This is a genomic window from Bradyrhizobium sp. HKCCYLRH3059 (assembly GCF_051168035.1).
Taxonomy (GTDB): domain Bacteria; phylum Pseudomonadota; class Alphaproteobacteria; order Rhizobiales; family Xanthobacteraceae; genus Bradyrhizobium.
Genome location: NZ_JBNPUF010000003.1, coordinates 454,447 through 477,823 on the forward strand (window position 1 = coordinate 454,447; position 23,377 = coordinate 477,823).

Annotated in this window: 23 protein-coding genes; 15 read left to right on the forward strand and 8 right to left on the reverse strand. The window is 65.3% G+C overall.

The features are described from left to right. Positions 1–44: 44 nt before the first annotated feature. Positions 45–851 carry an AraC family transcriptional regulator gene (locus ACQR13_RS12860; RefSeq protein WP_315750222.1) on the reverse strand — a complete coding sequence of 269 codons (807 nt, stop codon included), beginning with the start codon at positions 849–851 and terminating at the stop codon, positions 45–47. 62 nt (positions 852–913) lie between these two features. Between ACQR13_RS12860 and ACQR13_RS12865 the strand changes: the two genes are divergently transcribed. From ACQR13_RS12865 to ACQR13_RS12880, 4 genes are all read left to right on the forward strand, one after another. After that, positions 914–2,107, forward strand: coding sequence for an MFS transporter (locus tag ACQR13_RS12865; RefSeq protein WP_315750223.1), 1,194 nt, complete (start codon positions 914–916; stop codon positions 2,105–2,107). Between the two features lie 161 nt (positions 2,108–2,268). Beyond that, a complete protein-coding gene (locus tag ACQR13_RS12870) occupies positions 2,269–3,228 on the forward strand; it encodes a cysteine rich repeat-containing protein (protein WP_316194320.1) in 960 nt (319 codons plus the stop codon). Positions 3,229–3,377: 149 nt separating this feature from the next. After that, positions 3,378–3,611, forward strand: coding sequence for a hypothetical protein (locus tag ACQR13_RS12875; RefSeq protein ID WP_315718042.1), 234 nt, complete (start codon positions 3,378–3,380; stop codon positions 3,609–3,611). 165 nt (positions 3,612–3,776) lie between these two features. Continuing rightward, on the forward strand, positions 3,777–4,574 hold the full coding sequence (locus ACQR13_RS12880; protein ID WP_315718044.1) for a transporter substrate-binding domain-containing protein: 798 nt from the start codon (positions 3,777–3,779) through the stop codon (positions 4,572–4,574). Positions 4,575–4,653: 79 nt separating this feature from the next. Here ACQR13_RS12880 and ACQR13_RS12885 read toward each other — a convergent pair whose 3' ends face one another. The 3 genes from ACQR13_RS12885 to ACQR13_RS12895 form a co-directional block, all read right to left on the reverse strand. After that, the gene (locus ACQR13_RS12885; RefSeq protein ID WP_315718045.1) at positions 4,654–5,448 is read right to left on the reverse strand and encodes a substrate-binding domain-containing protein; all 795 of its coding nucleotides are present in this window, start codon (positions 5,446–5,448) and stop codon (positions 4,654–4,656) included. 157 nt (positions 5,449–5,605) lie between these two features. Continuing rightward, the gene (locus ACQR13_RS12890; protein WP_316169160.1) at positions 5,606–7,093 is read right to left on the reverse strand and encodes a flavin-containing monooxygenase; all 1,488 of its coding nucleotides are present in this window, start codon (positions 7,091–7,093) and stop codon (positions 5,606–5,608) included. Between the two features lie 291 nt (positions 7,094–7,384). Next, on the reverse strand, positions 7,385–7,834 hold the full coding sequence (locus tag ACQR13_RS12895) for a cupin domain-containing protein (protein WP_315718048.1): 450 nt from the start codon (positions 7,832–7,834) through the stop codon (positions 7,385–7,387). 131 nt (positions 7,835–7,965) lie between these two features. On the opposite strand from ACQR13_RS12895, the gene ACQR13_RS12900 reads away from it, so the two are divergent. Next, positions 7,966–9,009: an AraC family transcriptional regulator gene (locus tag ACQR13_RS12900; protein ID WP_315718049.1), complete on the forward strand. Its 1,044-nt coding sequence runs from the start codon at positions 7,966–7,968 to the stop codon at positions 9,007–9,009. Here ACQR13_RS12900 and ACQR13_RS12905 read toward each other — a convergent pair. Next, a complete protein-coding gene (locus tag ACQR13_RS12905; protein ID WP_315828296.1) occupies positions 8,999–10,219 on the reverse strand; it encodes a polyhydroxyalkanoate depolymerase in 1,221 nt (406 codons plus the stop codon). The two genes, ACQR13_RS12900 and ACQR13_RS12905, sit on opposite strands and share 11 nt — an antisense overlap. A gap of 190 nt (positions 10,220–10,409) precedes the next feature. Between ACQR13_RS12905 and ACQR13_RS12910 the strand changes: the two genes are divergently transcribed. The 3 genes from ACQR13_RS12910 (at position 10,410) to ACQR13_RS12920 (ending at position 12,632) form a co-directional block, all read left to right on the forward strand. Then, complete coding sequence (locus tag ACQR13_RS12910) at positions 10,410–11,063, forward strand: glutathione S-transferase family protein (protein ID WP_315718051.1); 654 nt, start codon at positions 10,410–10,412, stop codon at positions 11,061–11,063. Between the two features lie 349 nt (positions 11,064–11,412). Further along, positions 11,413–11,847 carry a cupin domain-containing protein gene (locus ACQR13_RS12915; RefSeq protein ID WP_315718052.1) on the forward strand — a complete coding sequence of 145 codons (435 nt, stop codon included), beginning with the start codon at positions 11,413–11,415 and terminating at the stop codon, positions 11,845–11,847. A 308-nt stretch (positions 11,848–12,155) separates the two neighbouring features. Then, positions 12,156–12,632 (forward strand): HXXEE domain-containing protein, encoded by a 477-nt coding sequence (locus ACQR13_RS12920; protein WP_315718053.1) that lies wholly within the window; start codon positions 12,156–12,158, stop codon positions 12,630–12,632. 23 nt (positions 12,633–12,655) lie between these two features. Here ACQR13_RS12920 and ACQR13_RS12925 read toward each other — a convergent pair whose 3' ends face one another. Then, positions 12,656–12,928 carry a hypothetical protein gene (locus tag ACQR13_RS12925; protein ID WP_315718054.1) on the reverse strand — a complete coding sequence of 91 codons (273 nt, stop codon included), beginning with the start codon at positions 12,926–12,928 and terminating at the stop codon, positions 12,656–12,658. Between the two features lie 134 nt (positions 12,929–13,062). Between ACQR13_RS12925 and ACQR13_RS12930 the strand changes: the two genes are divergently transcribed. The 5 genes from ACQR13_RS12930 (at position 13,063) to ACQR13_RS12950 (ending at position 17,863) form a co-directional block, all read left to right on the forward strand. Then, the gene (locus tag ACQR13_RS12930) at positions 13,063–13,443 is read left to right on the forward strand and encodes a hypothetical protein (RefSeq protein ID WP_434862907.1); all 381 of its coding nucleotides are present in this window, start codon (positions 13,063–13,065) and stop codon (positions 13,441–13,443) included. 78 nt (positions 13,444–13,521) lie between these two features. Next, positions 13,522–14,361 (forward strand): AraC family transcriptional regulator, encoded by an 840-nt coding sequence (locus tag ACQR13_RS12935; RefSeq protein ID WP_315828294.1) that lies wholly within the window; start codon positions 13,522–13,524, stop codon positions 14,359–14,361. 171 nt (positions 14,362–14,532) lie between these two features. Then, a complete protein-coding gene (locus ACQR13_RS12940) occupies positions 14,533–15,459 on the forward strand; it encodes an SMP-30/gluconolactonase/LRE family protein (protein ID WP_315828293.1) in 927 nt (308 codons plus the stop codon). A gap of 112 nt (positions 15,460–15,571) precedes the next feature. Continuing rightward, positions 15,572–16,165, forward strand: a complete 594-nt coding sequence (locus tag ACQR13_RS12945) for a GNAT family N-acetyltransferase (RefSeq protein WP_316173020.1) — start codon at positions 15,572–15,574, stop codon at positions 16,163–16,165. Between the two features lie 63 nt (positions 16,166–16,228). Further along, positions 16,229–17,863: a GMC family oxidoreductase gene (locus ACQR13_RS12950; protein ID WP_316173022.1), complete on the forward strand. Its 1,635-nt coding sequence runs from the start codon at positions 16,229–16,231 to the stop codon at positions 17,861–17,863. 126 nt (positions 17,864–17,989) lie between these two features. Here the strand turns inward: ACQR13_RS12950 and ACQR13_RS12955 are convergent, their stop codons facing one another. Beyond that, complete coding sequence (locus tag ACQR13_RS12955; protein WP_434862888.1) at positions 17,990–19,135, reverse strand: ABC transporter substrate-binding protein; 1,146 nt, start codon at positions 19,133–19,135, stop codon at positions 17,990–17,992. 179 nt (positions 19,136–19,314) lie between these two features. Between ACQR13_RS12955 and ACQR13_RS12960 the strand changes: the two genes are divergently transcribed. Then, complete coding sequence (locus ACQR13_RS12960) at positions 19,315–20,106, forward strand: helix-turn-helix transcriptional regulator (RefSeq protein ID WP_315718060.1); 792 nt, start codon at positions 19,315–19,317, stop codon at positions 20,104–20,106. 89 nt (positions 20,107–20,195) lie between these two features. Beyond that, the gene (locus ACQR13_RS12965; protein WP_316226436.1) at positions 20,196–21,374 is read left to right on the forward strand and encodes a cytochrome P450; all 1,179 of its coding nucleotides are present in this window, start codon (positions 20,196–20,198) and stop codon (positions 21,372–21,374) included. Positions 21,375–21,418: 44 nt separating this feature from the next. On the opposite strand, the gene ACQR13_RS12970 is transcribed toward ACQR13_RS12965, so the two are convergent. Then, on the reverse strand, positions 21,419–23,098 hold the full coding sequence (locus ACQR13_RS12970; RefSeq protein ID WP_315718062.1) for a methyl-accepting chemotaxis protein: 1,680 nt from the start codon (positions 23,096–23,098) through the stop codon (positions 21,419–21,421). Between the last annotated feature and the right edge of the window lie 279 nt (positions 23,099–23,377).

Below are 23,377 nucleotides of genomic sequence, written 5' to 3' on the forward strand. Positions count from 1 at the left end.
AATCGTCAACGCCGCCGTCGCGGCGTGCATATGCGGCCGGCGAGTCATGCACCTGTCTGCTCCGCGAATTCGGTCGGAGTGCGGCCGGTGACCTGCCTGAAGGCATGCGAAAACGCCGGCACGCTGGCATAGCCGAGATCGGCGGCGAGCTGCTTGACGGAGAGGTGACGGTCGGTGGACAGCCGCTCGATCGCGGCGGCGATCCGGGCGCGCTGGCACCACGCCTTGAAGCTCAGCCGCGTCTCCGCCGCGAACAGCCGCGACAAAGTGCGGGCCGAGCTGCCGACCTTGCCCGCCAGGGTCGCCAGGTCCTCCTCGCTCGCGGGAGAGGCGAGGACGAGCTGGGCGGCACGTCTCGCGCGCGGATCCTGCGGCAAGGGGATGAAGGTCGAGGAATCCTCGGCGCGGCGCAATTCGAGCAGAGCGAGCCGCACCAGCAGCGCCGTGCGCTCGGGCCCGCCGTCCGCCGCGAACAGCGCCAGGATCGCCTGGTGCAGCAGCGGCGAGACCTGCACCACGAACTCGCGGTCGAGCCGCGCGCCCCGCGTCTCCCGCTTCAGCCAGTCCAGCTCGAAATACAGCGTCCGCATCTGGCTGTCGGCCAGCATGTCGATGGCGTGGCCATGGCGCGCCGGCACCCAGACCGCGCGGTCCGGTGGCACCAGCCAGCGTCCCCGCGGCGTCGTCACCTGCATCGTGCCGCGCGAGGCGTAGATCAACTGGGATTCACGGTGCATGTGCGGATCGAGCCGCGCACCTTTTTGATAGAGGCGCGCGATCAGATGGACGCCGGGCTCGGTCGTCACCCGGTCGGCGCCGAGCGGCTTCAATGGCGTGTCCACGATGGTCATTGGCGGCTTCTCGTTGGTCGCGTCGACTATAACCGATCCGTCAGGAATCGAGGACAGCTCCCATGAACAGCGCCCGCCGCGTCATCGGCTTCGTCAACGCGGCCCATTTCATCGACCATTATGCGATGCTGATCTTCGCAGCCGCGGTCATCATCATGGGCCCGGCGCTCGGCATGGCCTATGCGGACCTCTTGCCCTATGCGACGCCGGGCTTCATCGCCTTCGGCGCCGGGTCGCTCCTGACCGGCTGGCTCGGCGACCGCTGGAGCCGGCGGCACATGATGCTGATCTTCTATCTCGGCATCGGCTTGTCGATGATCTCGGTCGGCTTGGTGCGGACGCCGTGGCAGCTCGGCGCGGCGCTGCTTTCGATCGGACTGTTCGCCTCGATCTATCATCCGGTGGGAACCGCGATGCTGGTGTCCTATGCCGACCGGCTCGGCCGCGACATGGGGCTGAACGGCGTGTTCGGAAATCTCGGCGTCGCCTCGTCTGCGCTGGTGACCGGCGTGGTCGGGCAATATCTCGGCTGGCGCTTCGCCTTCGTCGTACCCGGGGTGATCACGGTGGCGATCGGCGTGGTATTCGCGCTGGCGGTTGCGCATGAGGACCGCCGGGGATCGAAGCAGGCGGCGGCGCAGGCCCGCGTCGCGCGCGACCAGATGTGGCGCGTGGTGCTGGCGCTGCTGCTGGTGGTGATCGCGATCTCGACGACGTTCAACGCGATCACCGTGGCGCTGCCAAAACTGTTCGCGGAACGGCTGGCGGGGCTGACGCAGAGCCCGGCACTGCTCGGCGTGATCGCGGCCGGTGTCTACGTGTTCGGCGCGATGACGCAGTACACGATCGGGCGGCTGCTCGATCGCCACGCGCTGAAGACGATCGCGCTGCCGCTGTCGCTGGTGCTGGCGCCGCTGCTGTATCTCGCCGCCGACGCGCGCGACTGGGCGCTGATCGTGGCCTCGATCGGCATCGTCATGGGTGCGTTCGGGCAGGTCACCGTCAACGACGCCATGGTCGGCAAGTACACGGCCGAGGAATGGCGTTCGCGCGCCTATGCGGTGCGCTATTTCATCGGCTTCACCGCGGCCGGCGCCTCCGTCGGCCTCGTCGCCTGGCTGTATGAGCGCGGCGGCTTCGTCACCATGCTGCAGGCCTTCGCCGCGCTCTGCCTGGTTGCGGTCATCGCCGCGCTGATCCTGCCGCCGGAGCTTCCGGCGGCGCAGCCGGCGCTGCGGCCGGCGCCGGCGGAGTGAGAATGCGATCCACCCAAATTTTCCCAATTGCCAGGCATCCGCCGCCGGCGCAGCCTGGGCCGATATGCGCGTGCGCATACTGATGAGACCCGATTGGCCACCATGCGGGCGGCTGCGCTGGCGACAAGTCATTGAAGCACGACACCATTGAGGATCGACCGATGATCAATCGCTTCAGGAGAATGCTGGTGCTCGGGATGGCCGCGGCGGCCGGCCTTGCAGCCACGCAGGCGCTGGCGCAGAGCGATGCGCAGCGCAACGCGATCAAGTCGGCGTGCCGGTCCGACTACATGGCGAAATGCGCGAGCGTGCCGCCCGGCGGCACGGCGGCGTTCCAATGCCTGCAGAAGAACATCGCGAGCCTGTCCTCATCTTGTCAGACGGCGGTCAAGGCGCTCGAGCCTGCCGCGGAGGCCAAGCCCGCGGCAGAGGCCAAGCCTGCGGCAGAGGTCAAGCCCGCGGCAGAGACCAGGCCCGCGGCGGAGGCCAAGCCGCCGGCGGAAACCAAGCCTGCCGCGGAAGCCAAGCCGGCTTCGGCGCCGTCCGCCCCGGCCAAGCCGGCCGTCGCCGAGGCGAGCAAGCCTCCCGAGCCTCCGAAGGCAGCGGCGCAGCCGGCCGCGGCCGTTGCGGCCGTGCCTACGCAGTCCCCGGCGGCCAAGCCGGCTGCAGCGGCGTCAGCGCCCGCAGCCCAACCGAGCGAGGCGCAGGTGGCCGCGATCCGGAGTGCCTGCGGCTCCGATTACCGCAAGGTCTGCAGCAGCGTGCCGCCGGGCGGCGCCGCGGCGCTGCAATGCCTGGAGCAGAACAAGGCCAAGCTGTCCGCTCCCTGCGCCCAGGCGATGGCGTCTTCGCGCGGCGGCGCCGCGCCGGCGACTGCGGCTGTCGCCGCGCCGGCGGTGGCAACCACCGCTGCACCGACGGCGCCGGCGCTGGTGCTGCGACCGCTGCGGCCGCTCGAGGAGTTGCGCATCGTGAGGGCCGCCTGCGGCGCCGACGCGCGGGCGTTGTGCAGCGGCATCGAGCCGGGTGGCGGTCGAATCGCGCAGTGCCTCGCGGCCAATGCCGGCGCGCTGACGCCTGGCTGCAAGGGCATGCTCGCGCAGTTCGCGGCCAATCGCTGATGCGGAGCGGCTGCCGTCCATGGTTACCATCCGAGATGCATACGAGCGCGATCCACCCAAATTGTCACAATTGTCGGGCGGGGAAGTCCCAGGCAAGGTCGCGACGGGGTGGATATTTGACCAATGAGATCATGATCAGGAGTTTGAAGATGAGCGCCATTGTCTCACGTGCCATTATTTCCACGCTGTGCGGATTGTTCATCCTGGCGGCGATGCCGTTCGTGTCGATGTCGGATGCCAACGCCGTGGTCTGCGCTCGGGGCGTCGTGCGGGCCGGCTGCGCCGGTGCGGCGGGCGCCGTGGTGGTTCGCAAGCCGCCGGTGGCGGCTGCGGCGTGCCGCACGGTCATCGTCAATGGCGTCGCGGTTCGGCGCTGCGTTTAAGCGACGCTTAATCGGTTTTCGGTATCGAGTTATTTGAAACCGTAATTGCGACGCGCAAGTTTTGCGCGTCGCATGCTGCTTTGCGCAAGCGAGGTAAGTTGTATTTAACGGTGCTCCCGGCAAGGTGCGGCTCGTATCCAACCTGCAATCCAATGGGAGAGGGCCATGGCGTTTTGGCGCTGGCTGCGTGACGCAGCCCTGGCAGCTGCGGTAGTCACGTTTGCCGGCAACGCCGCCGGCGCAGCCGGCTTGAAGGAAGAAATCGCGCCGACCGGCAAGCTTCGTGTCGCCATTGCCGTTGGCCCCGCCGGCGGTGCGTTCTGGTGCGTCAAGTCGGACAGCGGCTATTCAGGCGTTCCGGTCGAACTCGGCAAGGCCATGGCCGCGCAGGTCGGTGTGCCCGTCGAGTTCGTCGAGCATCCGAATTCCAATGCGATCACCGATGAAGCTGCTCGGGGCGTCTGGGATGTGGCCTTCATGCCGAAGGACGCGGAGCGCGAAACCAAGGTCTCGTTCGGTCCGGTCTACGATTCGGTCGAGACCACCTTCATCATCCGCGCCGGTCTCGACGTCGCCAACATCGCCGCGCTGGACCAGGCCGGCACCGAGGTTGCGGCCATCAACGACACGACCGTGCTGCGCGGTGCCAAGGCTTTCCTGAAGAAGGCGACCGTCACCGGCTTCAAATCCTACGAGGAAGTCTATGCGCTGCTCAGCGCCGGCGAGATCGACGCGCTCGCGCTGGCGCGCGATCAATTGAATCTCATCGCCAAGCAGATTTCCGGCACCAAGGTGCTCGCCGAGACCTTCAAGAAGACGGACACCGCGGTCGCGGTGCCGCTGAAGCATCCGCAGTCGCTGGCCTTCGTCACCAAGTTCATGACGGATTCCAAGGCGAACGGTCTGCTCAAGAAGGCCTACGGCGCCAACAATCTGAGCGAGTCGACTTTGCTCACCCAGTAAGCGCACCCGACGCTGCGTGGCCGACTCTCCCACGCCACCGGCGGGGGAGAGCCATCGTCTCAGCCGACACGCTTCATCGTCAGTTCGGCGCCCGCCTCACAATCGGATCGAGGCCGCTTTCCGCGATGACGTGACGCGCGTCCGGTGATTGCAGGAACTTGATGAGCGCCTCGCCGGCCTCCGGCTCCTTGGCGGCCGTAGCGATGCCGGCGGAGAACACGGTGATCTTCTGCAGTCCGGCCGGCAGCGGCCCGACGATGTCGATGCCCTTCACCGGCTTGAGCTCGCTGATCTGCTGAAAGCCGATCTCCGCTTCGCCCTGGGCGACGATCTCGCCGACGGGAGTGGCCGGAATCATCCGCGCCTTGCCTTTCATCTCGTCCTTGATGCCAAGCTTGTCGAACATCTCGGTGGAGACGTAGACGCCGCTCGCGCTGTCCGAATAGGCGATGGTCTTGGCGGCGATCAGCATGCGTCTCACGGCTTCCGCGTTCGAAATATCGGGATGCGGCGTCCCCGACTTGACCGCGACGCCGATCGGCGAGTTGGCGAGGTCCGCGCGGCTATCCGGCGTCACCTTGCCCTTGGTGGTGAGATCGCTGAGCGCGTAGCCCACCATGATGAGGACATCGGCCGGTTCGCCGCGCTCGAGGCGAACGGGAATCGCATTCGTGGTTGTTCCCATCGACGGGCCGTAGGCAATCGTGACCTTGTGACCCGAGCGCCGCTCGAATTCCGGCACCAGGGATTTGAACGCAGCGGTCATGCCGCCGGAGATCATGACGTGGACTTCTGCGGCTTGGGCCGCGGTGGTCAGGAGGAACGCGGCCGAAGCGGCGAGACCGATGGTGCGGAGATGGGTCGAGAGGATCATGGCAGGCTCCGAGGCGAACGGCTGGAGGCCGGGGCGCCTTGGATAGCCCGACTGTGTCGGGAAGGCCAGCGCTCCACAGGGCCGGCCATCCCTCTGCAATGCGTCGCGCTTGCGGCGTCACTGTGTCTGCAGCGCGGCGAGACTGTTCGCCGCCACCTCAGCCGGCCTGATAGGCCGGCGCGGATGCGAGAAAGTCGTTATACGCGTCCGCATCGGGGGGCATGAACATCTCGGCCAATGGATTGCGCCGTCGGCGCTGAGCGCCGATGTCGGCAAGCAGTTCATCGAAATGCTTGAAGTGATAGGGCGCGACGCAAAGTCCGCCATACACGCCCGCGGCAGGGCGCTCGATCCGCTTGAAATGCAGCATCATCTCGATGTTGTCGCGCATCTCGCGCTCGCTCGGTTGATGCGCCAGCTGTTTGTCGGCATACCGCACCAGCCAGTTGGCGGCCATGTCCGCACAGAGCACGGTGCAGAAGCTCGAATTGAAGCCGACGAATCCCATGTCGGGAAGATCGGGATTGGCGATCAGCCGATAGAGCCGGTACTGCCCGTCCGGATCGACCAGTCTGGCGCGGTCGGCATCCGACAGAAACGGGACCCCGAGCTTGTAGCCGATGGCGAGGATCGCGACGTCGGCCGGAATTCGTTCGCCGCCGCTGGTCACGATGGTGTTCGGCTCGTAATGGCCGAAGGTGCCGTAGACGGCCTTGATCCGGCCGTCTGCGACCATCGGGAAGAAGTCGGGCGTCGCGATCGGGACTGAGCAGTTCACGCCGTCCTCGATCCTGCCCTTCGGCACCATGTTGCATTTGGCGAGCTTCAACTGCATCTTGAGCAGGCTTTCCAGGCCGCGCCAATTGGCCCAGACGAGCGGCTTGGCCAGCAGATGGGCAAGGCGCGAGAGCGGGCCCATGCCCCAGCTTGGGAACATCTGCTCCTGGGCGCGGATATAGAGGATGCGCTTGAAGTTGATCAGACCGCCGATGAAGTAGGGAATGCGCCACACCGCTTCACGAAGCACGATCGTGACCGAGCGCGCGCCGGAGCGCACGGCGTTGACCGCGATGTCGGTTGCCGATTTCGAGCCGCCGAGGACCACCACGTCGCGCCCCTTCGTGAGCGCGGCATCGTTGTATTTCGAGGAATGCAGGATCAAGCCGCCGGCGGCCGCGAATTGATCTTCGCCGCCAAGCGACAACGTCTGCGGCTCGTTGAACTGACCGGTGCAGACGGCGACGAAATCGAAATCCTCCCGGCGCGTCCGGTCTCCTGTTTTGAGGTCGAGGCTCCATCCAGGCTTGCCGTCACTGCGGCGCTGCATCGCAAGCACGGTCGTGTTCAACCGCATCAGGCGGATGAGGTCGTGGGATTTCGCGTAGTCGGCAAGATAGGCATGGACCTGCGGTCCCTTCGGCCATTCGGGGTAGTGATCCGGCATCGCCTTGTCGGTGTAGCGATAGAGCTCCTTGGGGCTCTGCGTCTGCACGTCGGGATAGGACCGCGCGGGCTCCCAGACGCCGCCGAGATCGACGCTCCGCTCGACGATGGTGACGTCGTGCCCGCGGGCGGTGAATGCTTTGGCTGCAGCCAGGCCGGAGACGCCGGCGCCGATCACACAGACATTCTTTCGGCTGATCATGGGACCTCCTTGTTGTCGAGCGCGCAGCCGCGTTCGGGCGGCATTCGCCCGCCGCGCTGCAGAAGCCCGCGAGAGTTTGATGGTGACGAAGGTCGCCCGGCGCGACCGAGGCGTGCGATGCCGACGGATGGGGCAGCATCGAAATCAGGGCGAGAAGGATCTCGCCGATCGCATCTCGTTCGAGCGCAGCCGCTGCTCATGCCGCAGGCGCACGGAGCCGATAGCGATGATCGCGCGCCGTTCGTACCGCAACAAAAGGGCGGGGGCGCCCGCTGGGGCCCGCGCCGCCGCCTAGTCGTTGGCCTCCGGGGGCAGGAAGTCGACCTCGTGTTCCGCCGAGATCCGCACCACTTCGGCTGGATCGGCGAGATTGTCGAGCATGTTGAACAGCGCTTCCAGCTTCTGCATCGGGGAGACCCAGAACAGCGCGCGCGCCGGCTTGTCGGATTTGTTGAAGTAGCCATGCGGAATGCCGCGCGGCATGCGCACGAGGTCGCCGGCATTCGCCTTGACCCAGACGCCGTCGAGCTTGAGGTCGAGGACGCCTTCCTGCACCAGGATGAACTCGTCCTGGGTGGGATGAACGTGAACCGGCACGAACTGCCCGGGCTCGCTGTTGGTCTCGAAGGCGAACGTGGAGTCGGTGACGGCTTTCGGATAATAGAGCTGACCCAGGATATTCCAGGTCTTGCCGGCATAGCCGGTACCTGCGCGCGTGATGCCTTTTTCGAGTGTGATCATGGCGGATCTCCTTGCTGCACGCGTGGGAGGATCAAGCCGGGGCGACGCCGAGTCTATCCAGAAAACGAATCCCTCGACGTCAGTTGCTAATTATTATAGGTTTCAAACGATCTCGACGGGCGACGTAGGCCATGACTGCAGATGCAGCCGCTGATCGTAGTTGGAAGTCTCCGGCTGTGCCGCGGCTTACAGCCTATGGCCGTGTTGCAACGCACGATGTCGATGAGGCGGCTGAACAAATAGGCCGCATCTTCTGTCCGCATGGGCTGCAACCGGAGGCGGATACTGCGCGCGATTTCCTCGCTCTGCATAATTGCGCGGCATTCGATGGCTTTTCCATCAACTACGTCGCCTATGGCGGTGCGGTAACCATCGATCCGGGCTGTCTCGACCGCTTCTTTCTGCTGCAGCTCCCGCTGGCGGGGACCGCGCGGGTCTTTGCCGGGGCCGGCGAGGTCGCGACGGCGCCAGACCATGCGGCATCACTGCTGTCGCCGACATTGCCCACGCGGATGGTCTGGGACGCTTGCGCTCAGTTGATCCTGTTGCTCGACCGCCGTCTCGTGGAACAGCGCGCAGCAGCGCTGTCCGGGCGCGCGGTGCAACCGATCGAATTCGATCCCGCAATCGCGTTGTCGGGATGTCCTGGCTCGCGGCTCCGGGCTCACATGCTCGGGCTCGCGGACCTCGCCGAGCGTCTCGGCGGTGGGCGCGGCCTGCCACCGGTTGCGGCAGCCAATTGGCGCGAGACGCTGCTGGACATTCTGTTCGAGCAGCCCGGCAATGGCCTGGCGGAAGCGATCAGGCTGCATTCCGGCCGGGTCGAGACATTGCCGCAGGCCGTCCGCCGGGCGCGTGATCTTCTGGCAGCGCACGCAGCCGAACCGCTCGATCTGGCGCAACTTGCGGCGTCGTCAGGCGTGGGGATCCGGGCGCTGCAGGGCGGCTTTCGCCGCCATTTCGGGATGTCGATCTCCGACATGCTGCTCGACATCCGCTTGGCGCGGCTCAATGCGCAATTGATGGCGGCTCCACCGGAGGCGCGGATCATCGACATCGCCTTCGACCTTGGCTTCACCCATCTCGGGCGGATGGCGGGGGCCTATCGCAACAAGTTCGGGGAGGCGCCGTCGGCCACGCTGCAACGCGTGCAGCGCGGTCGCTTCACGAATTGACGTGCACGAAATCCCGCAGCAGCGGATAGATCTCGTTATTCCACTTCTTGCCGCTGAACACGCCGTAATGGCCGACGCCGGCCTGCATGTGATGGACGCGGCGATAGGCGCGCACATTGGTGCAGATGTCCTGCGCCGAGAGCGTCTGGCCGATCGAGCAGATGTCGTCACGCTCGCCCTCGACCGTCATCAGGCCGATGCGCCGGACTGCCTTCGGGTCGACGGGACGGCCGCGATGCATCAGTCTGCCTTGCGGCAGCAGATGCTCTTGGAAAACGTCGCGCACCGTCTCGATGTAGAACTCCGCCGGCAGATCCATCACCGCGAAGTACTCGTCGTAGAAGGTCTTGATCGTTTCGGCCTTCTCGACCTCGCCTTTGGCGAGATGGTTGGCGAGATCCATGTGCTGCTTGACGTGGCGCTCGAGATTCATCGAGACGAAGGCCGTGAGCTGCACGAAGCCCGGATAGACCTTTCGGAAGGCGCCCCTGCATTGAAAGGGCACGTAGTGGATCAGGTTGTCCTCGAACCAGTCGATCGGCTTGCTCTTGGCGAACTCGTTGACCTTGGTCGGCTGGATCCGCGTGTCGATCGGTCCGGCCATCAAGGTCAAGGTGGCGGGGCGCGACGGATGGTCGTCCTCGCACATCACGGCGGTGGCCGCGAGTGCCGACACCGACGGTTGGCAGATCGCGACCATGTGCGGCCGCGGACCGAGCTGGCTGAGAAAACTGATGAGATGATCGGTGTAATCTTCCAGACCGAAGCGGCCATGATCGCGCGGGATGTCTCGCGGATTGTGCCAGTCTGTGATATAGACGTCGTGATCCTGCAGTAGTGTCTTCACGGTGCCGCGCAGCAGGGTGGCGAAATGGCCGGACATTGGCGCGACAAGCAGCACCTTGGGCTGCTCCGGCGCAGCGTCCTTCTTGAAGTGCAGGAGCGAGCCGAACGGCGTCTTGAACGAGACCTCTTCGGTGACGGCGAGTTCGCGGTTGCCGACCATTACGCTATCGATGCCATACGCCGGGCGGGCGTAGGTCAAGGCTGAGCGGGAGATCAGCTCGAGCGCGGCGGACAGACGCCGCATGGCGCGGCTGGATAGCCCTGATGGGATCAGGTTGAGATAGCGCATGGCGGCTGCCGCGCTCTGGCGCCACGGCTCGGTCAGGTCCATGTGGTTCTGATAGGCTTGGTACAGCAGCGCCATCGCGTCCGATCCATTACATGCATTGCTGTATGCAATATCGGAGCCAGAACGGCCGAGTCTTGCCTGAAAAACTGGCATGTCGCTTGCTCGATGATATCTCCGACGTATCCGGCTCCGCGCATGATGCCGGTCGCACGAGCGGCACGATGGGCGAACGACAAACGACAATGCGGCAAGAGGGTAGGGCGACATGGCCAAAGCGACGTTGACCATCAGCAGCAAGAATTACTCGTCGTGGTCGCTGCGCGGCTGGCTGCTCGCCAGGTTTGCCGGACTGGATTTTGACGAGGTGATCGTCGGTCCGGACGACGCATCGGCTCGCGCCGAGATCCTGCTGCTGTCGTCCTCGATCCTGGTGCCGTGCCTGCGCCACGATGGTGCGACGATCTGGGATACGCTGGCGATCGGCGAGTATCTCAACGAGACCTTTCCGGAGGCGGGCCTGCTGCCAGCCGACCGCATCCAGCGCGCGCATTGCCGCTCGATTTCGGGCGAGATCCATTCTGGCTTCACGACCCTGCGGGCGTCGCTGCCGGTCAATCTCAAGGGCCACTTTCCGGGCTTCAAGGTCTGGACGCGGGCGCAGGCCGACATCGATCGCATCTGGGCGATCTGGCGCGACTGCCTGGACATATCCGGCGGCCCATTTCTGTTCGGCCAGCGTGGCATGGCGGATGCGATGTATGCGCCGGTGGTGACGCGCTTCGTGACTTATGACGTGAAGCTCGAGCCGCGGCTCAGGGCCTATGCCGACCTGATCATGGCGATGCCGGAGATGCAGCAATGGATCGAGGCCGCCAAGGCCGAGCCCGAGGAGATCGAGGAGCTGGAGGTCGAGTACTAGGTGTTCTGCCGTCAGCGGCGCGTGCCCGCGGCCCTTTGCAGCCGCGGCTCCAGCGAGAACGGCTCACGCCGCGGGCAGCGGCTGCTCAATTTGAAGCCGGATTTGCGTCTTCTCGGCGCGTGGCGCGAGCTGTCAGCACGTCACCATTGCCGTGTGGCGTCGGCCAAAACCCGGTTGTTGGCAATCAGTTCGGCTCGCGATGCCGCCCTGGCCTACCGATCTCTGCGTTGCAGACAGAGCGTGGCGTGGCTTTCGCATGGCACAATCCGCTTTCGGACGTGGTGGCCGCTGTGGCCGATCGATGGGCCGCAACGGTCGCCGATGTCGCGATCAACCGGTGGAGGCCGTCATGAACCAGCATGCAGTGGTGACCAAGTTCTCGCACGTGAAGCCCGAGGACACCGACTACAAGGGCGGTGGGTTGCGCGACTTCTTCCTGTACCGCGATCTCGGCATCGCCGACGCCACCGGCGGCCAGGTGATCTGCCACCTCGTCAAGGCCAATCCGGATTGTCCGCCGGTGGATGGCACAGGTTGGCATCGCCATGATTGCGATTTCCAGATCGTCATCATGATGAAGGGCTGGGCCCGCTTCATGTACGAGGACAAGCCGACCCTGGTGAAGGCCGGCGACGTCGTGCACCAGCGTCCCGGCATCGTGCACTACCTCTACGATTATTCCCCTGACATGGAATATATGGAGATCGTCAGCCCGGCCGACTTCAAGACGGTCGAGATGCCGCCGGCGACCGACAACGTGCCGCCGGTCACGCCCTGGACCTGAGCGCCAGATCTGCCTCTCCGTTAGTCTTTGGCATCCGGTTGCGGCAAGCGGCCGGAGGCTTCCTCTCACGATGTGGTGGGTCGTCTCCGATGTGTCCGACATCTAGCGTGAACAGATCGCGCACCAGATGCGGCATCCGATTCGGACGCGATTCGTTCCAGCAGCGTTCCAAGGATTAAGACTGCAAGGAAGCGCCGTCGCATTTTGAAACACGGCACGCGCGCTGCCCGTCTCGCGCCTTGGTGCTCTACATTGCCCCTTGCGACCGGTCTGGCGCCGGTCCATCACCCGCGAGGGGAGCATCGATCATGACATTGACCACATTGGCTTGGCTCGCGCTCGCGGCCTACGGCGCGCATATTCTCGAGGAATACACGTTCGATTGGCGCAATTGGGCGCGGACGGTGATGAAGCTGCCGGTCGAGTGGAGCGACTTCTACGTGACGAACGCGCTGGTGGTCGTGCTCGGCGCGGTGCAGGCAGAGCTTGCCGAGACGTGGCCGCCGGCTGCGCTCACCTACGCGGCGCTGATGATCATCAACGCCGTCTTCTTCCACATCCTGCCGTTCCTGCGCAGCGGAGGCAGATTCTCGCCGGGGCTGGCGACGGCGCTGATTCTGTTCTTTCCGATTGCAATTGCGATGTGGCGGCGAGCGTGGGGTGACGGTGTGCTCGACGTTGGAACGGCTGCCCTCGCGATCGTCGCCGGCTCGCTGCTGATGGCCTATCCGGTCGTGATGCTCAATCTGCGTTCAAAACCATATTTTCGGCAAGACCGGCCCTGAGCAGAACTCAGGGCCCGGCATGATCAATAAGACGAAGCGCGATCGGCAACGAAGCTCGGCTGCGGACGGCGTCCATTGCGCTCGTCAAATCGCGCGCGCGGGAACCGCCAGCCGATGACGGTGGCTTCGAGCGCGCCGCCGGATTCCTTGTTGTGCCATTTGCCATCAATGTAGAAGCAGGGGAACGGCAGTTGATAGGTGCCGCTGTGATCCTCGCACAGCACCTCGACCGTCTGTCCGGGCGGCGGCTCACCGCTGCCGTCGAATTGCGCCAGCCGTTTTTCGCGCGTAGCCATTCTGTCCATCTCCCTAAAAACGGGTCCCAGCCGGAACTTCAATGCGCGATTGAGGTCTCAGTATGGTATCAATCAGGAAACTCCGTCAGTTCCACGCAAAATCATGTGTTGGGCAAGCCAATGAGAAAATTGTGATGCGAAAATTCATTGCCGCGCGAATCATCTTTGCCGCGAGCGCGCTCGCGACAGGTGTGAGTTCTGCCGGACATGCGCAGGATATTCCGGGCATCGAAATCTGCACTGCAGAAAAGGCGATGGATCGACGGACATCATGTCTGCAGAGCAATATCGATTTCCTGCAGAAGACGATGACCAAGCAATCGCTCGATCAGCAGCAGAAGCTCGATGCGGCGAATCGGCAGATCCAGGCGCTGAAGGCTGCGCTGATCTCGCAGCAGGGCCTGATCGACGAACTCAAGGCGTCGCAGGCGAAACTTGCGGACGAGCTGAGGAAGAAGGCCGATGCGCCGCCGGCCGCCAAGGACGCGGCGCCGGCGAAGCCGGCCGGCAAATAGCACGGCCCGCAGCGCAACAACGATCAAGCGCATGTGGATCTCCGCGCGCAGGATCGGGCGCTTCGATAGGAGAGAGGCGTGTCCACCAACCCGGCCCAGAAAGCGCTCTGGTTCATCGAGAGCCATCTGTCGGCGCCATTGACGCTGGATGAGGTCGCGGCCATCGCCGGCGTGTCGCGCTTCCACATCGTGCGCGCGTTCGCGGCGGCGACCGGCGTCTCGGTGATGCGCTATGTCAGGCTGCGCCGTCTCAGCGAGGCGGCACGGGCTCTGGCCTCTGGCGCACCCGACATTCTCAGTCTCGCGCTCGAGGCTGACTACGGCTCCCACGAAGCGTTCACGCGCGCGTTCCGCGACCAGTTCGGCGTCACGCCGGAAGCGGTGCGCGCCCGTGCGCGCCTCGATGGCCTCGCACTGCAGGAGCCGATCCTGATGGACCAGACCCCGCTCGATGATCTCGCCGCCCCACGCTTCGTCACCGCGCAGCCGCTGCTCGTCGCCGGCCTCGGCGACCGCGTCAGCGTCGACAATGGCGCCGGCATCCCGGCCTTGTGGCGTCGCTTCAACGAGATCGTGGACGAGGTTCCGGCGCGCCGCGGCGTGGTGGCTTATGGCGTGTGCTGCAACGGCGACGATGCCGGCAATTTCGACTATATCGCCGGCGTCGAGGTGGCCGATTTTTCCGACCTGCTTCGGACCTTCAGCCGCGTGCGGGTTCCGGCGGCGACGTTCGCCGTGTTCACCCATGCCGGCCACGTCTCGTCGATCCGCCGCACTGTACACACGATCTGGAATCGCTGGTTGCCCCAGTCGGGCTATGAGGTCGCCGATGCGCCGAACTTCGAGCGCTATGATCGGCGTTTCGACCCGCTCACCGGCAATGGCGGCCTGGAAATCTGGCTGCCGGTGATCCGCTAAACATCGCGCGCGGTACCAACTTGCGTCGACACGCTGCAAGCGTCTCCCTCAGCAGGGCTGCTCTGCGGTCTCGCGCTCAGCCGCTTGCTTGGCAAGCCGTGCCGGCTTTGCGATAACTCACGCCTAACAACCATGCGCCGCAGCGCGGCGACGAAAGCGGGAGGTCGTCCGATGTCCGACATGCGCGTGCTCGCCACAGATCTGGAATTTCCGGAAGGGCCCGTGGTGATGCCCGACGGCTCGGTGGTGCTGGTCGAGATCCGCGGCAAGCGCCTGACGCGGGTGTTTCCCGACGGCCGCAAGGAGATCGTGGCGCAGATTCCGGGCGGGCCGAACGGCGCAGCCCTCGGGCCCGACGGCAAGATCTACATCTGCAACAATGGCGGCTTTTCCTGGATTCCGACCGGCAAGATGATCATGCCGGGCCCACAGCCCGAGGACTATCTCGGCGGCTCGATCCAGCGCGTCGATCTGCAGAGCGGCAAGATCGAGACCGTCGTCAGCCGCTGCGGCGAGCACGCGCTGCGCGGGCCGAACGATCTGGTGTTCGACCGTCACGGCGGCCTGTGGTTCTCGGACCTCGGCAAGCGCCGCGCCCGCGACATGGACGTCGGCGCGTTCTATTACCTCAAGCCCGGCATGAGCGAGATCATCGAGGCCGTCCACGGCATTCTGCCGGCCAACGGCATCGGGCTATCGCCGGACGAGAAGACGGTCTACATCGCGGAGACGCCGACCGCACGTCTCTGGGCCTACGATCTCGCCGAGCCCGGCACCGTGAAGCCGCGCGAGGTGATCTATCGCGGCGAGCGCGGCCGCCCGATCGCGGGGCTCGGAGGCTACCAGATGTTCGATTCGCTCGCGGTCGAGGCGAACGGCAATGTCTGCGTCGCCACGCTGGTGACCGGCTGCATCAGCGTCATCGCGCCCGACGGCACGCTGGTAGAGCAGGTGCCGACCGGTGACCGAGTCACGACGAACATCGCCTTCGGTGGTCCCGAGCTGAAGACGGCCTACATCACGCTGTCGGGCAGGGGTGAGCTGGTGGCGATGGACTGGCCGCGACCGGGCCTGGCGCTGAATTTTCTGAACAAGTGACGCTCTACGTGATAGTTCCGTCATCGCGAGCGTCAGCGAAGCCATCCGGAGCGGCACATGCGACTCTGGATTGCTTCGTCGCTCGCTCTCCTCGCAATGACGGACACTGCTGATGCCCTTTCTTGAACCAGTCACCCTTCGCGGCCCGCATGCGAGCCTTGTGCCGCTGTCGGCGGACCATCACGACGCGCTGGTCGAGGCCGTCAGTGACGGCGAATTGTGGAAGCTGTGGTACACCGCAGTTCCGAAACCCGAGACCATGACCAAGGAGATCGAGCGGCGGCTCGGCCTGTTCGCCACGGGAAGCATGCTTCCGTTCACGGTGCTCGATGCCGACGGCCGTGTCGCCGGCATGACCACCTACATGAACGTCGATGCCGCCAACCGCCGCGTCGAGATCGGCTCGACCTGGTATGCGAAGCGGGTGCAGCGCAGCGCGCTCAACACGCAGTGCAAGCGGCTGCTGCTGGCGCACGCCTTCGAGGCGATGGACTGTATCGCCGTCGAGTTCCGCACCCATTTCTTCAACCACCAGAGCCGGCGCGCCATCGAGCGGCTCGGCGCCAAGCAGGACGGCATTTTGCGCAGCCACCAGATCGCGCCGAACGGCACGCTGCGGGATACCGTCGTCTACAGCATCACCGCGGCCGAATGGCCGACCGTGAAGGCGCATCTCGACTACCAATTGAATGACAAGCCGCGCTGACCGCGCTATGGCCGCTTGCCGCCTCGCGCGGCTGATGATGACGAGACCGGGACGAACGACCAGATGGATACCTTCGACTATGTGATCGTGGGCGCCGGCTCCGCCGGCTGCGTGCTGGCGAGCCGCCTCAGCGAGGACCCTGAGGTCACGGTGTGCGTGCTGGAGGCGGGGCCGCGCGACTGGCATCCCTACATCCATCTGCCCGCCGGCTTCATCAAGACCTTCTACATGAAGAGCATCAACTGGGGCTATCAGCAGGAGCCGGGGCCGTACACGGCGGGACGCAGCATCTACGCGCCGCGCGGCAAGACGCTCGGCGGCTCCTCCTCGATCAACGGCCATGTCTACAATCGCGGCCAGCGCCAGGATTTCGACACCTGGGCGCAGATGGGCAATCGCGGCTGGAGCTATTCCGACGTGCTGCCGAATTTCAAGCGCATGGAGAAGCGCATCGGCGCCGGCGAGGACCAGTATCGCGGCCGCGACGGCAACCTCATCGTGACCACCATGGAGTGGAAGGACACGCTGTGCGAGGCTTTCATGGATGGCGCTGTCTCGCTCGGTATCCCGCGCAACCCGGACTACAACGGCGCCATCCAGGAAGGCGTCTCATACGTCCAGCGCACCATCCAGAACGGCCGCCGCGTGTCGTCAGCGACCGCATTCCTGCGTCCGGCCAGCAAGCGGCCGAACGTCGAGGTTCGCACCCACGCCCATGCCACCGGCATTGTGCTGGAAGGCAAACGCGCGGTCGGCGTGCGTTACAGCCGCGGCGGGCGCGGTGGGGCGCCGGTCGAGGTGCGCGCGCGAAAAGAGGTGATCCTGTCCGGCGGTGCCTACAACTCGCCGCAGCTCTTGCAGCTCTCGGGCATCGGCGCGCCCGCGCTGCTGCAGGAGCATGGCATCGAGGTGCGCCATGCGCTCAACAGCGTCGGCGAGGGCCTGCAGGACCATTACGCGCCGCGCACGGTGGCGCGTGTCAAGAACATCAAGACCGTCAACGAGCTCGCGCGCGGCCTCAATCTATGGGGCGAGGCGCTGAAATGGGCGGTGACGCGGCGCGGCATCCTGTCGCTGTCGCCGACCATGGTCTACTGCTTCTGGCACTCCGGCGAGACCGCGGAGCGCTCCGACCTGCAGCTCACCTTCACGCCGGCGAGCTACAAGGAGGGCGTGCAGGGCCAGCTCGAGGACGAGCCCGGCATGACGGTCGCTTCCTGGCAGCAGCGCCCGGAGAGCCGCGGCTACGTCCGCATCCGCTCCGCCGACCCGTTCGCGCCGCCGCTGATCCAGACCAACTATCTCACCGCCGAGCTCGACCGCCGCGTGGTCGTCGCCGGCATGAAGCTGGCGCGCCGGCTGCTGGCCTCGGCCCCGCTCGCGCCGTACTACGCCTATGAGGATTTCCCGGGACCGAAGGTGAACAGCGACGACGAGTTCCTGGCCGCGGCGACGCAGCGCGCCACCACCACCTTCCATCCCGGCTGCTCCTGCCGGATGGGCCCAGCGGACTCGACCTGGGCAACGGTCGATGACCAGCTCCGCGTCCATGGTCTCGAGGGCCTGCGCGTCGCCGACGCCTCGATCATGCCGCGCATGATCTCCGCCAACCTCAACGCCGCGACCTTGATGATCGGCGACAAGGCGGCGGACCTGATTTTGGGCAAGGCGCCGGTGGCGGAGAGTTTGTCGGCGTAGTTGGGGCCGTCGCCGCTTATCGTTCGAGCCCGTGTCGTGCCGCACGACCAGTGCGCCCCCCTCCCCCTAGCGGGGAGGGGAGTGCACCGCCTGCGCGGCAGACTATGCTTCCGATCACGAGCTTGACTACTTCACCAGCCTGAATCTCCCGCCCTCGACCTTGATCAGGAACGCCGAGCGTTCGTCGTAGCCGTTGTGGTCGGTCGGGCTCATGTTGGAGAGGCCGTTGTTGAGATAGATATCCTTGCCGCGCTCGAGTTCGTCGCGCAGCGCGGCGCGGAATTCCGGCGTGCCGGGCTTGGCGGCCTTCAGCGCGCCGGGAATGGCGCCCTTGAGCAGGGTTGCGGTGTCCCACAGATGCGCGGCGAAGATGTTGGGCTTGTCGCCATTGGCGGCCTGATAGGCGGAGACGAACGCGTCGTTGGCGCGGCGGAACGGATCCTCGGGCGCCAGATCGTCGGCGATCGAGAACGCTTCGCCGGCGAACACCGCGCCCTCGACATTCTCCTTGCCGAGCTTGATGAACTCCTGCGTCGCGACGCCATGGGTCTGGAAGATCCTCCCCGCATACCCGCGCTCGCGCAGCGCCTGTTGCGGCAGCACCGCCGGCGTGCCGGCGGAGGCGATGAACACCGCATCCGGATTGGTGGCGATCACCTTGAGCGCCTGGCCGGTGACGCTGGTGTCGCCGCGCGCATAGACCTCGTGCGTCGTCACCGTGAGCCCGAGCTTCGGCGCCAGCTTCGTCACCTCCTGATAATAGCCCTCGCCATAGCCGTCGGACACGCCGATGAAGCCGAGCGTCTTCACCCCGGTCTTGGCGATGTATTTGAGCATCGCCGCGGCCATGATGTCGTCATTGGGCACGACCTTGAATGCCCATTTGCGCTTGTCGTCCATCGGCTGCACGATCGCGGTCGAGGCCGCCAGCGACAGCAGCGGCGTCCTGCTTTCGAGCGCGACGTCGAGCATCGGCATGGTGACCGGCGTCAGCGAGGAGCCGATGATGACGTCGACACCGTCCTGGATCACCAGGCGGCGCGCGTTCTGCAGTCCCTTCACGCTGTCGGATTCGTCGTCGAGCGCGATGTAGACGATCTTCTCGCCGTCGATCTCCTTCGGCAGCGCAGCCACCGCCTTGATCTGCGGCTGCCCGAGCGCCGAGCCGGGCCCGGTTGCGGACACCACGATACCGACCTTGATGTCGGCGCACGCGGGCGAGCCGAAAGCCATCGTTGCAGCAATTCCGATCGCCGTGAGCGCGGCTCTCATCGCATATCCTCCCCGTTGAGCGTGCTCGGCGCGTTGACTGGCCGAGACTTTGGCCGATGAGCGTAGCCGGACCGGCGGCCTCGTGTCTGTCCCCGTGGTTGGTGACGCAGGGCGCGGCGCTTCCAGCCAGGGCGGGTTGCTGCTAGGTTTCGGCGAACAAAGAGATCCGGGAGGAACGCATGGAGGCTCAGGAGCCTGGCATCGAGGCGGCCGGTGCCGTCGGCGCGATGGTGCTCGCGATCGGACAGCCCGCATTTCCGCAAGTCCTGATCGAGACGTTGCGCATCGTTGCCGATGTCGGCCACTGCATGGTGTTCGCCTTCGAGGACCAGCGCTCGGCGCGCTGCCTGCTCAGCACGGGGAACATCGCGATCGGGCCCGACCTCGGCGCGGCCTATTCGGAGCACTTCCACATCGCCGATCCGAACCGGGATACGATCTTTCGCGAGCGCGCGGAGGCGCGCCACATCCTGCTGCCGAACTTCGCGCGCCGCATGTACCCGAAGGGCTACCGGAAGCTGTTCTTCGAGGACTCCGAGATCGTCGACAAGGCCGCCACCGCGATCTGGGTCGGCGAGCACTGCACCTACGTGAACTTCTATCGCACTGCTGCCCAAGGCGGTTTTGCGCCCCACGAGCGCCAGCGCATCGCCGCGGTCGCCCCGATCGTGGGGGCCATCGTCGCGCGTCATTGCCAGGATCGCGCTGCCGCGATGGATCCGGCCGACAGATTTGCTTCGTTGTTCGCCGCCGGCGGACCGCTGTCGGTCCTCACCGCGCGGGAGAAGGACGTCTGCCGTCGCATCCTCGAAGGCTTCACCTCCGAGGCGATCGCCGGGGCTCTCGGCATCGCCCTCAACTCCGTCTTCACCTATCGCAAGCGCGCCTATGAGAAGCTCGGCATCGCCTCGCAGAACGAGCTGTTCGCGATCGCCCTCCGCCTGATGACGACACCGCGGCCGCTGAACTGAGCGAGGGGCTCGCCCGCTGTCACCCATCGCCGGGACAGACGTTGCCGGAGCGTGCGGCTAGCCTGCGCCGTCAGAACCGGAGACCGAGAGTGAGCACAGCACCGCATTTCGACATCGATACCGCCGCGTTCTGGGCCGATCCCTATCCGGCGCTGGCTCGCATGCGCCAGGAGACGCCGATCGCCTTCGTGCCGCAGCTCGGCAGCACGCTGTTGTGCCGTCGCGACGACATCTTTGTCTCCGAGAAGCAGATCGACGTCTTCAGCTCACATCAGCCGCAGGGCCTGATGAACCGGCTGATGGGCCACAACATGATGCGCAAGGACGGCGCGGCGCATATGGCCGAGCGCCAGGCGATCGCGCCGGCGGTGTCGCCGCGCGCCGTGCGCGTGCACTGGCTGGCGCAGTTCCAGGCCCACGCCGACCGGCTGCTCGATGCGCTCGACCCGGCGAGGGATGTCGATCTCGTCGGCGATTTCGCGCTGCCGTTCTCGGCCGAGTGCCTGAAGCTGATCACCGGCCTCACCAACATGCGCTTCCAGGACATGAATGCGTGGTCGCAGGCAATGATCGACGGCATCGCCAACTACACCGGGGATCCCGCGGTCGAGGCGCGTTGCAACGCCGCGACATCAGGCATCGACGCTGCCATCGACGACATGCTGCCGGTGCTGGAGAAGACCCCGAACCAGAGCCTGCTTGGCGTGATGCTCGCCACGCAAATGCCGATGGAGAGCATCCGCGCCAACATCAAGCTCGCCATCTCGGGCGGCCAGAACGAACCGCGCGATGCGATCGCCGGCACGGTGTGGGCGCTTTTGACGCATCCCGAGCAGCTCGCGCTGGCCATCCATGGCGAGGTGCGCTGGCTCCAGGTGTTCGAGGAATATGCCCGCTGGATCTCGCCGATCGGCATGTCGCCCCGGCGCATCGCCAAGCCCTGGACGATTCGCGACGTCGCCTTCGAACCGGAGGAGCGCGTGTTCCTGATGTTCGGCTCGGCCAATCGCGACGAGGCGCATTTCACCGACCCCGATCGCTTCGACATCCGCCGCGACGTCTCCAAGAGCATCGCCTTCGGCGCAGGCCCGCATTTCTGTGCGGGCGCCTGGGCCTCGCGCGCGATGATCGCCGACGTCGCGCTCCCGACGCTGTTCGCGCGGCTCAAGAACCTGCGCCTGCGTGACACCGAGCCGGTGCGCATCGGCGGCTGGGCCTTTCGCGGCCTGCTCAATCTGCCGGTGACCTGGGACGCGACGCAGGATTGATCCTCGCCGCGGCCCTTGCGGGGGGCGCCGTGCTCAGGCGGCCTCTACGCCCTGCCTGCTGCGATCGCCTGCGCCTCTGCGGCTGCGCGCTGCATGCTGGACGACATCTCGCCGGTGACCGTGCTCTGCTCCTCGACGGCGGCGGCGGTCGAGGTGACGTATTCGCTGACGTTCTGGATCTCGACCTTGATCGCGTTCAGCGCATTCACGACCTCGCTGGAGATCCCGTTCAGTCCGGCGATCTCCGCGCCGATCTTGTCGGTGGCGGCCTTGGCCTGCGTGGCGAGATTCTTGACCTCCGACGCGACCACGGCAAAGCCGCGGCCGGCATCGCCGGCGCGCGCCGATTCGATCGTGGCATTGAGTGCCAGCAGGTTGATCTGCCCGGTGATGTTGCCGATCAGCTCGACGATGCCGCTCATCGCCTGCGTCGCCTCGCTCAGGCGCTTGGCCTGCGAATCGGCGGAGGCGACCCGGTCAGCCGCCCCCATCGCGGTCTCGCGGGACTTCGTCATGGCCTCGGAAATCTCGCGCACCGAGGCGTTCAATTCCTCGGCACCCGCGGCGACGGACTCCATCATGCCGCGTACTCGCTCATTGCCCATCCGCACCAGCACTTGCTTGGTGACGTCGGTGGCGTATTTCACGACCTTGAACGGCTTGCCGTTGAGGTCGAGGATTGGATTGTAGGAGGCCTGAATCCAGACCTCGCGACCGCCCTTTCCGATCCGCTTGTATTCCGCGGTCTGATATTCGCCGCGGTTCAGGGCGGCCCAGAAGTTGCGGTAGGCCGCACCGTCGCGCTCTGACGGATCGACGAACATCGAATGATGGCGGCCCTTGATCTCGGACAGCGTATAGCCGAGCGCCTGCAGGAAATTGTTGTTGGCGTCGATGATGGTGCCGTCCAGTTCGAACTCGATCACGGCCTGCGATTTGCTGATGGCGGCGATCTGTCCGGCGAGATCGGCATTCCGAAGCTTCTGAGCGGTCACGTCGGTGGCGAACTTGACGACCTTGAAGGGCTTTCCGTTCTGATCGAACACCGGATTATAGGACGCCTGAATCCATACCTCCTTGCCGCCCTTTCCGATTCGCTTGTATTCCGCGGCCTGATATTCGCCGCGGTTCAGGGCGGCCCAGAACTCGCGATAGGCGGCACTGTTGCGCTCCTCCGGCGAAACGAACATGCTGTGATGTTTGCCCTGGATCTCCGGAAGGCTGTAGCCCAGCGCATTCAGAAAATTGTCGTTGGCGGTGACGATGGTGCCGTCCAGGTTGAATTCGATCACGGCCTGTGATCGGCCGATGGCCGCGACCTGAGCGCTGTAGTCGAGGTTCTGCAGCCGCACGCTGGCGTCGGACCACTCGACGACCGTTCCGGCGCGGCTTCCGTCCGGGTGCTTCAAGGGCTGCGCGATCAGATCGAACGTCCACTTGCCGATCTTGATGGTGGCCCGGTGCTCGGAGGCGAGGGCCTGCAGCATGCGGCGCTGGTGGGTCGGGTCCTTGTGGAAGACGTCGATGTTGGTGCCGATGAGGCCGTCGACGCGGAAGTTCGGCAACTGCGTCTTGAGATCGGCCTCCGCCTCACGCATCAGCGCCCGTACCGCCTCGTTCATGTAGACGATGTTGAGCTTGTCGTCAGCGACCATCACCTTCGCGGTGATCGCGTTTGCGGCCAGGGCGGCCAGGGATGCGGCGTTGTTCTTGCGGCCAAACATGATGGTCTCCTGTGCAAACGATCACGCCAGCGATGTGCACATCCTCGTGATCACGCGGTAGTTGCTGTGATCCAGAGACGGCGCTGACTGCGATCATTCCCGAACTCGATGATTCCCGTAAATTCCCGGGGGCTTTGTTCAATCTAACAGCTCGTCAGTAAGATTCGGTTAGGCAGCAATCTGCAGAGATGTTCTGATTGTGCAGGAATGGCCGTGAATCTGCGGGGCGTGTTCAAGTGTCGCAGGGCCGGGATTGCCTTAGATCACGATCGACATGAT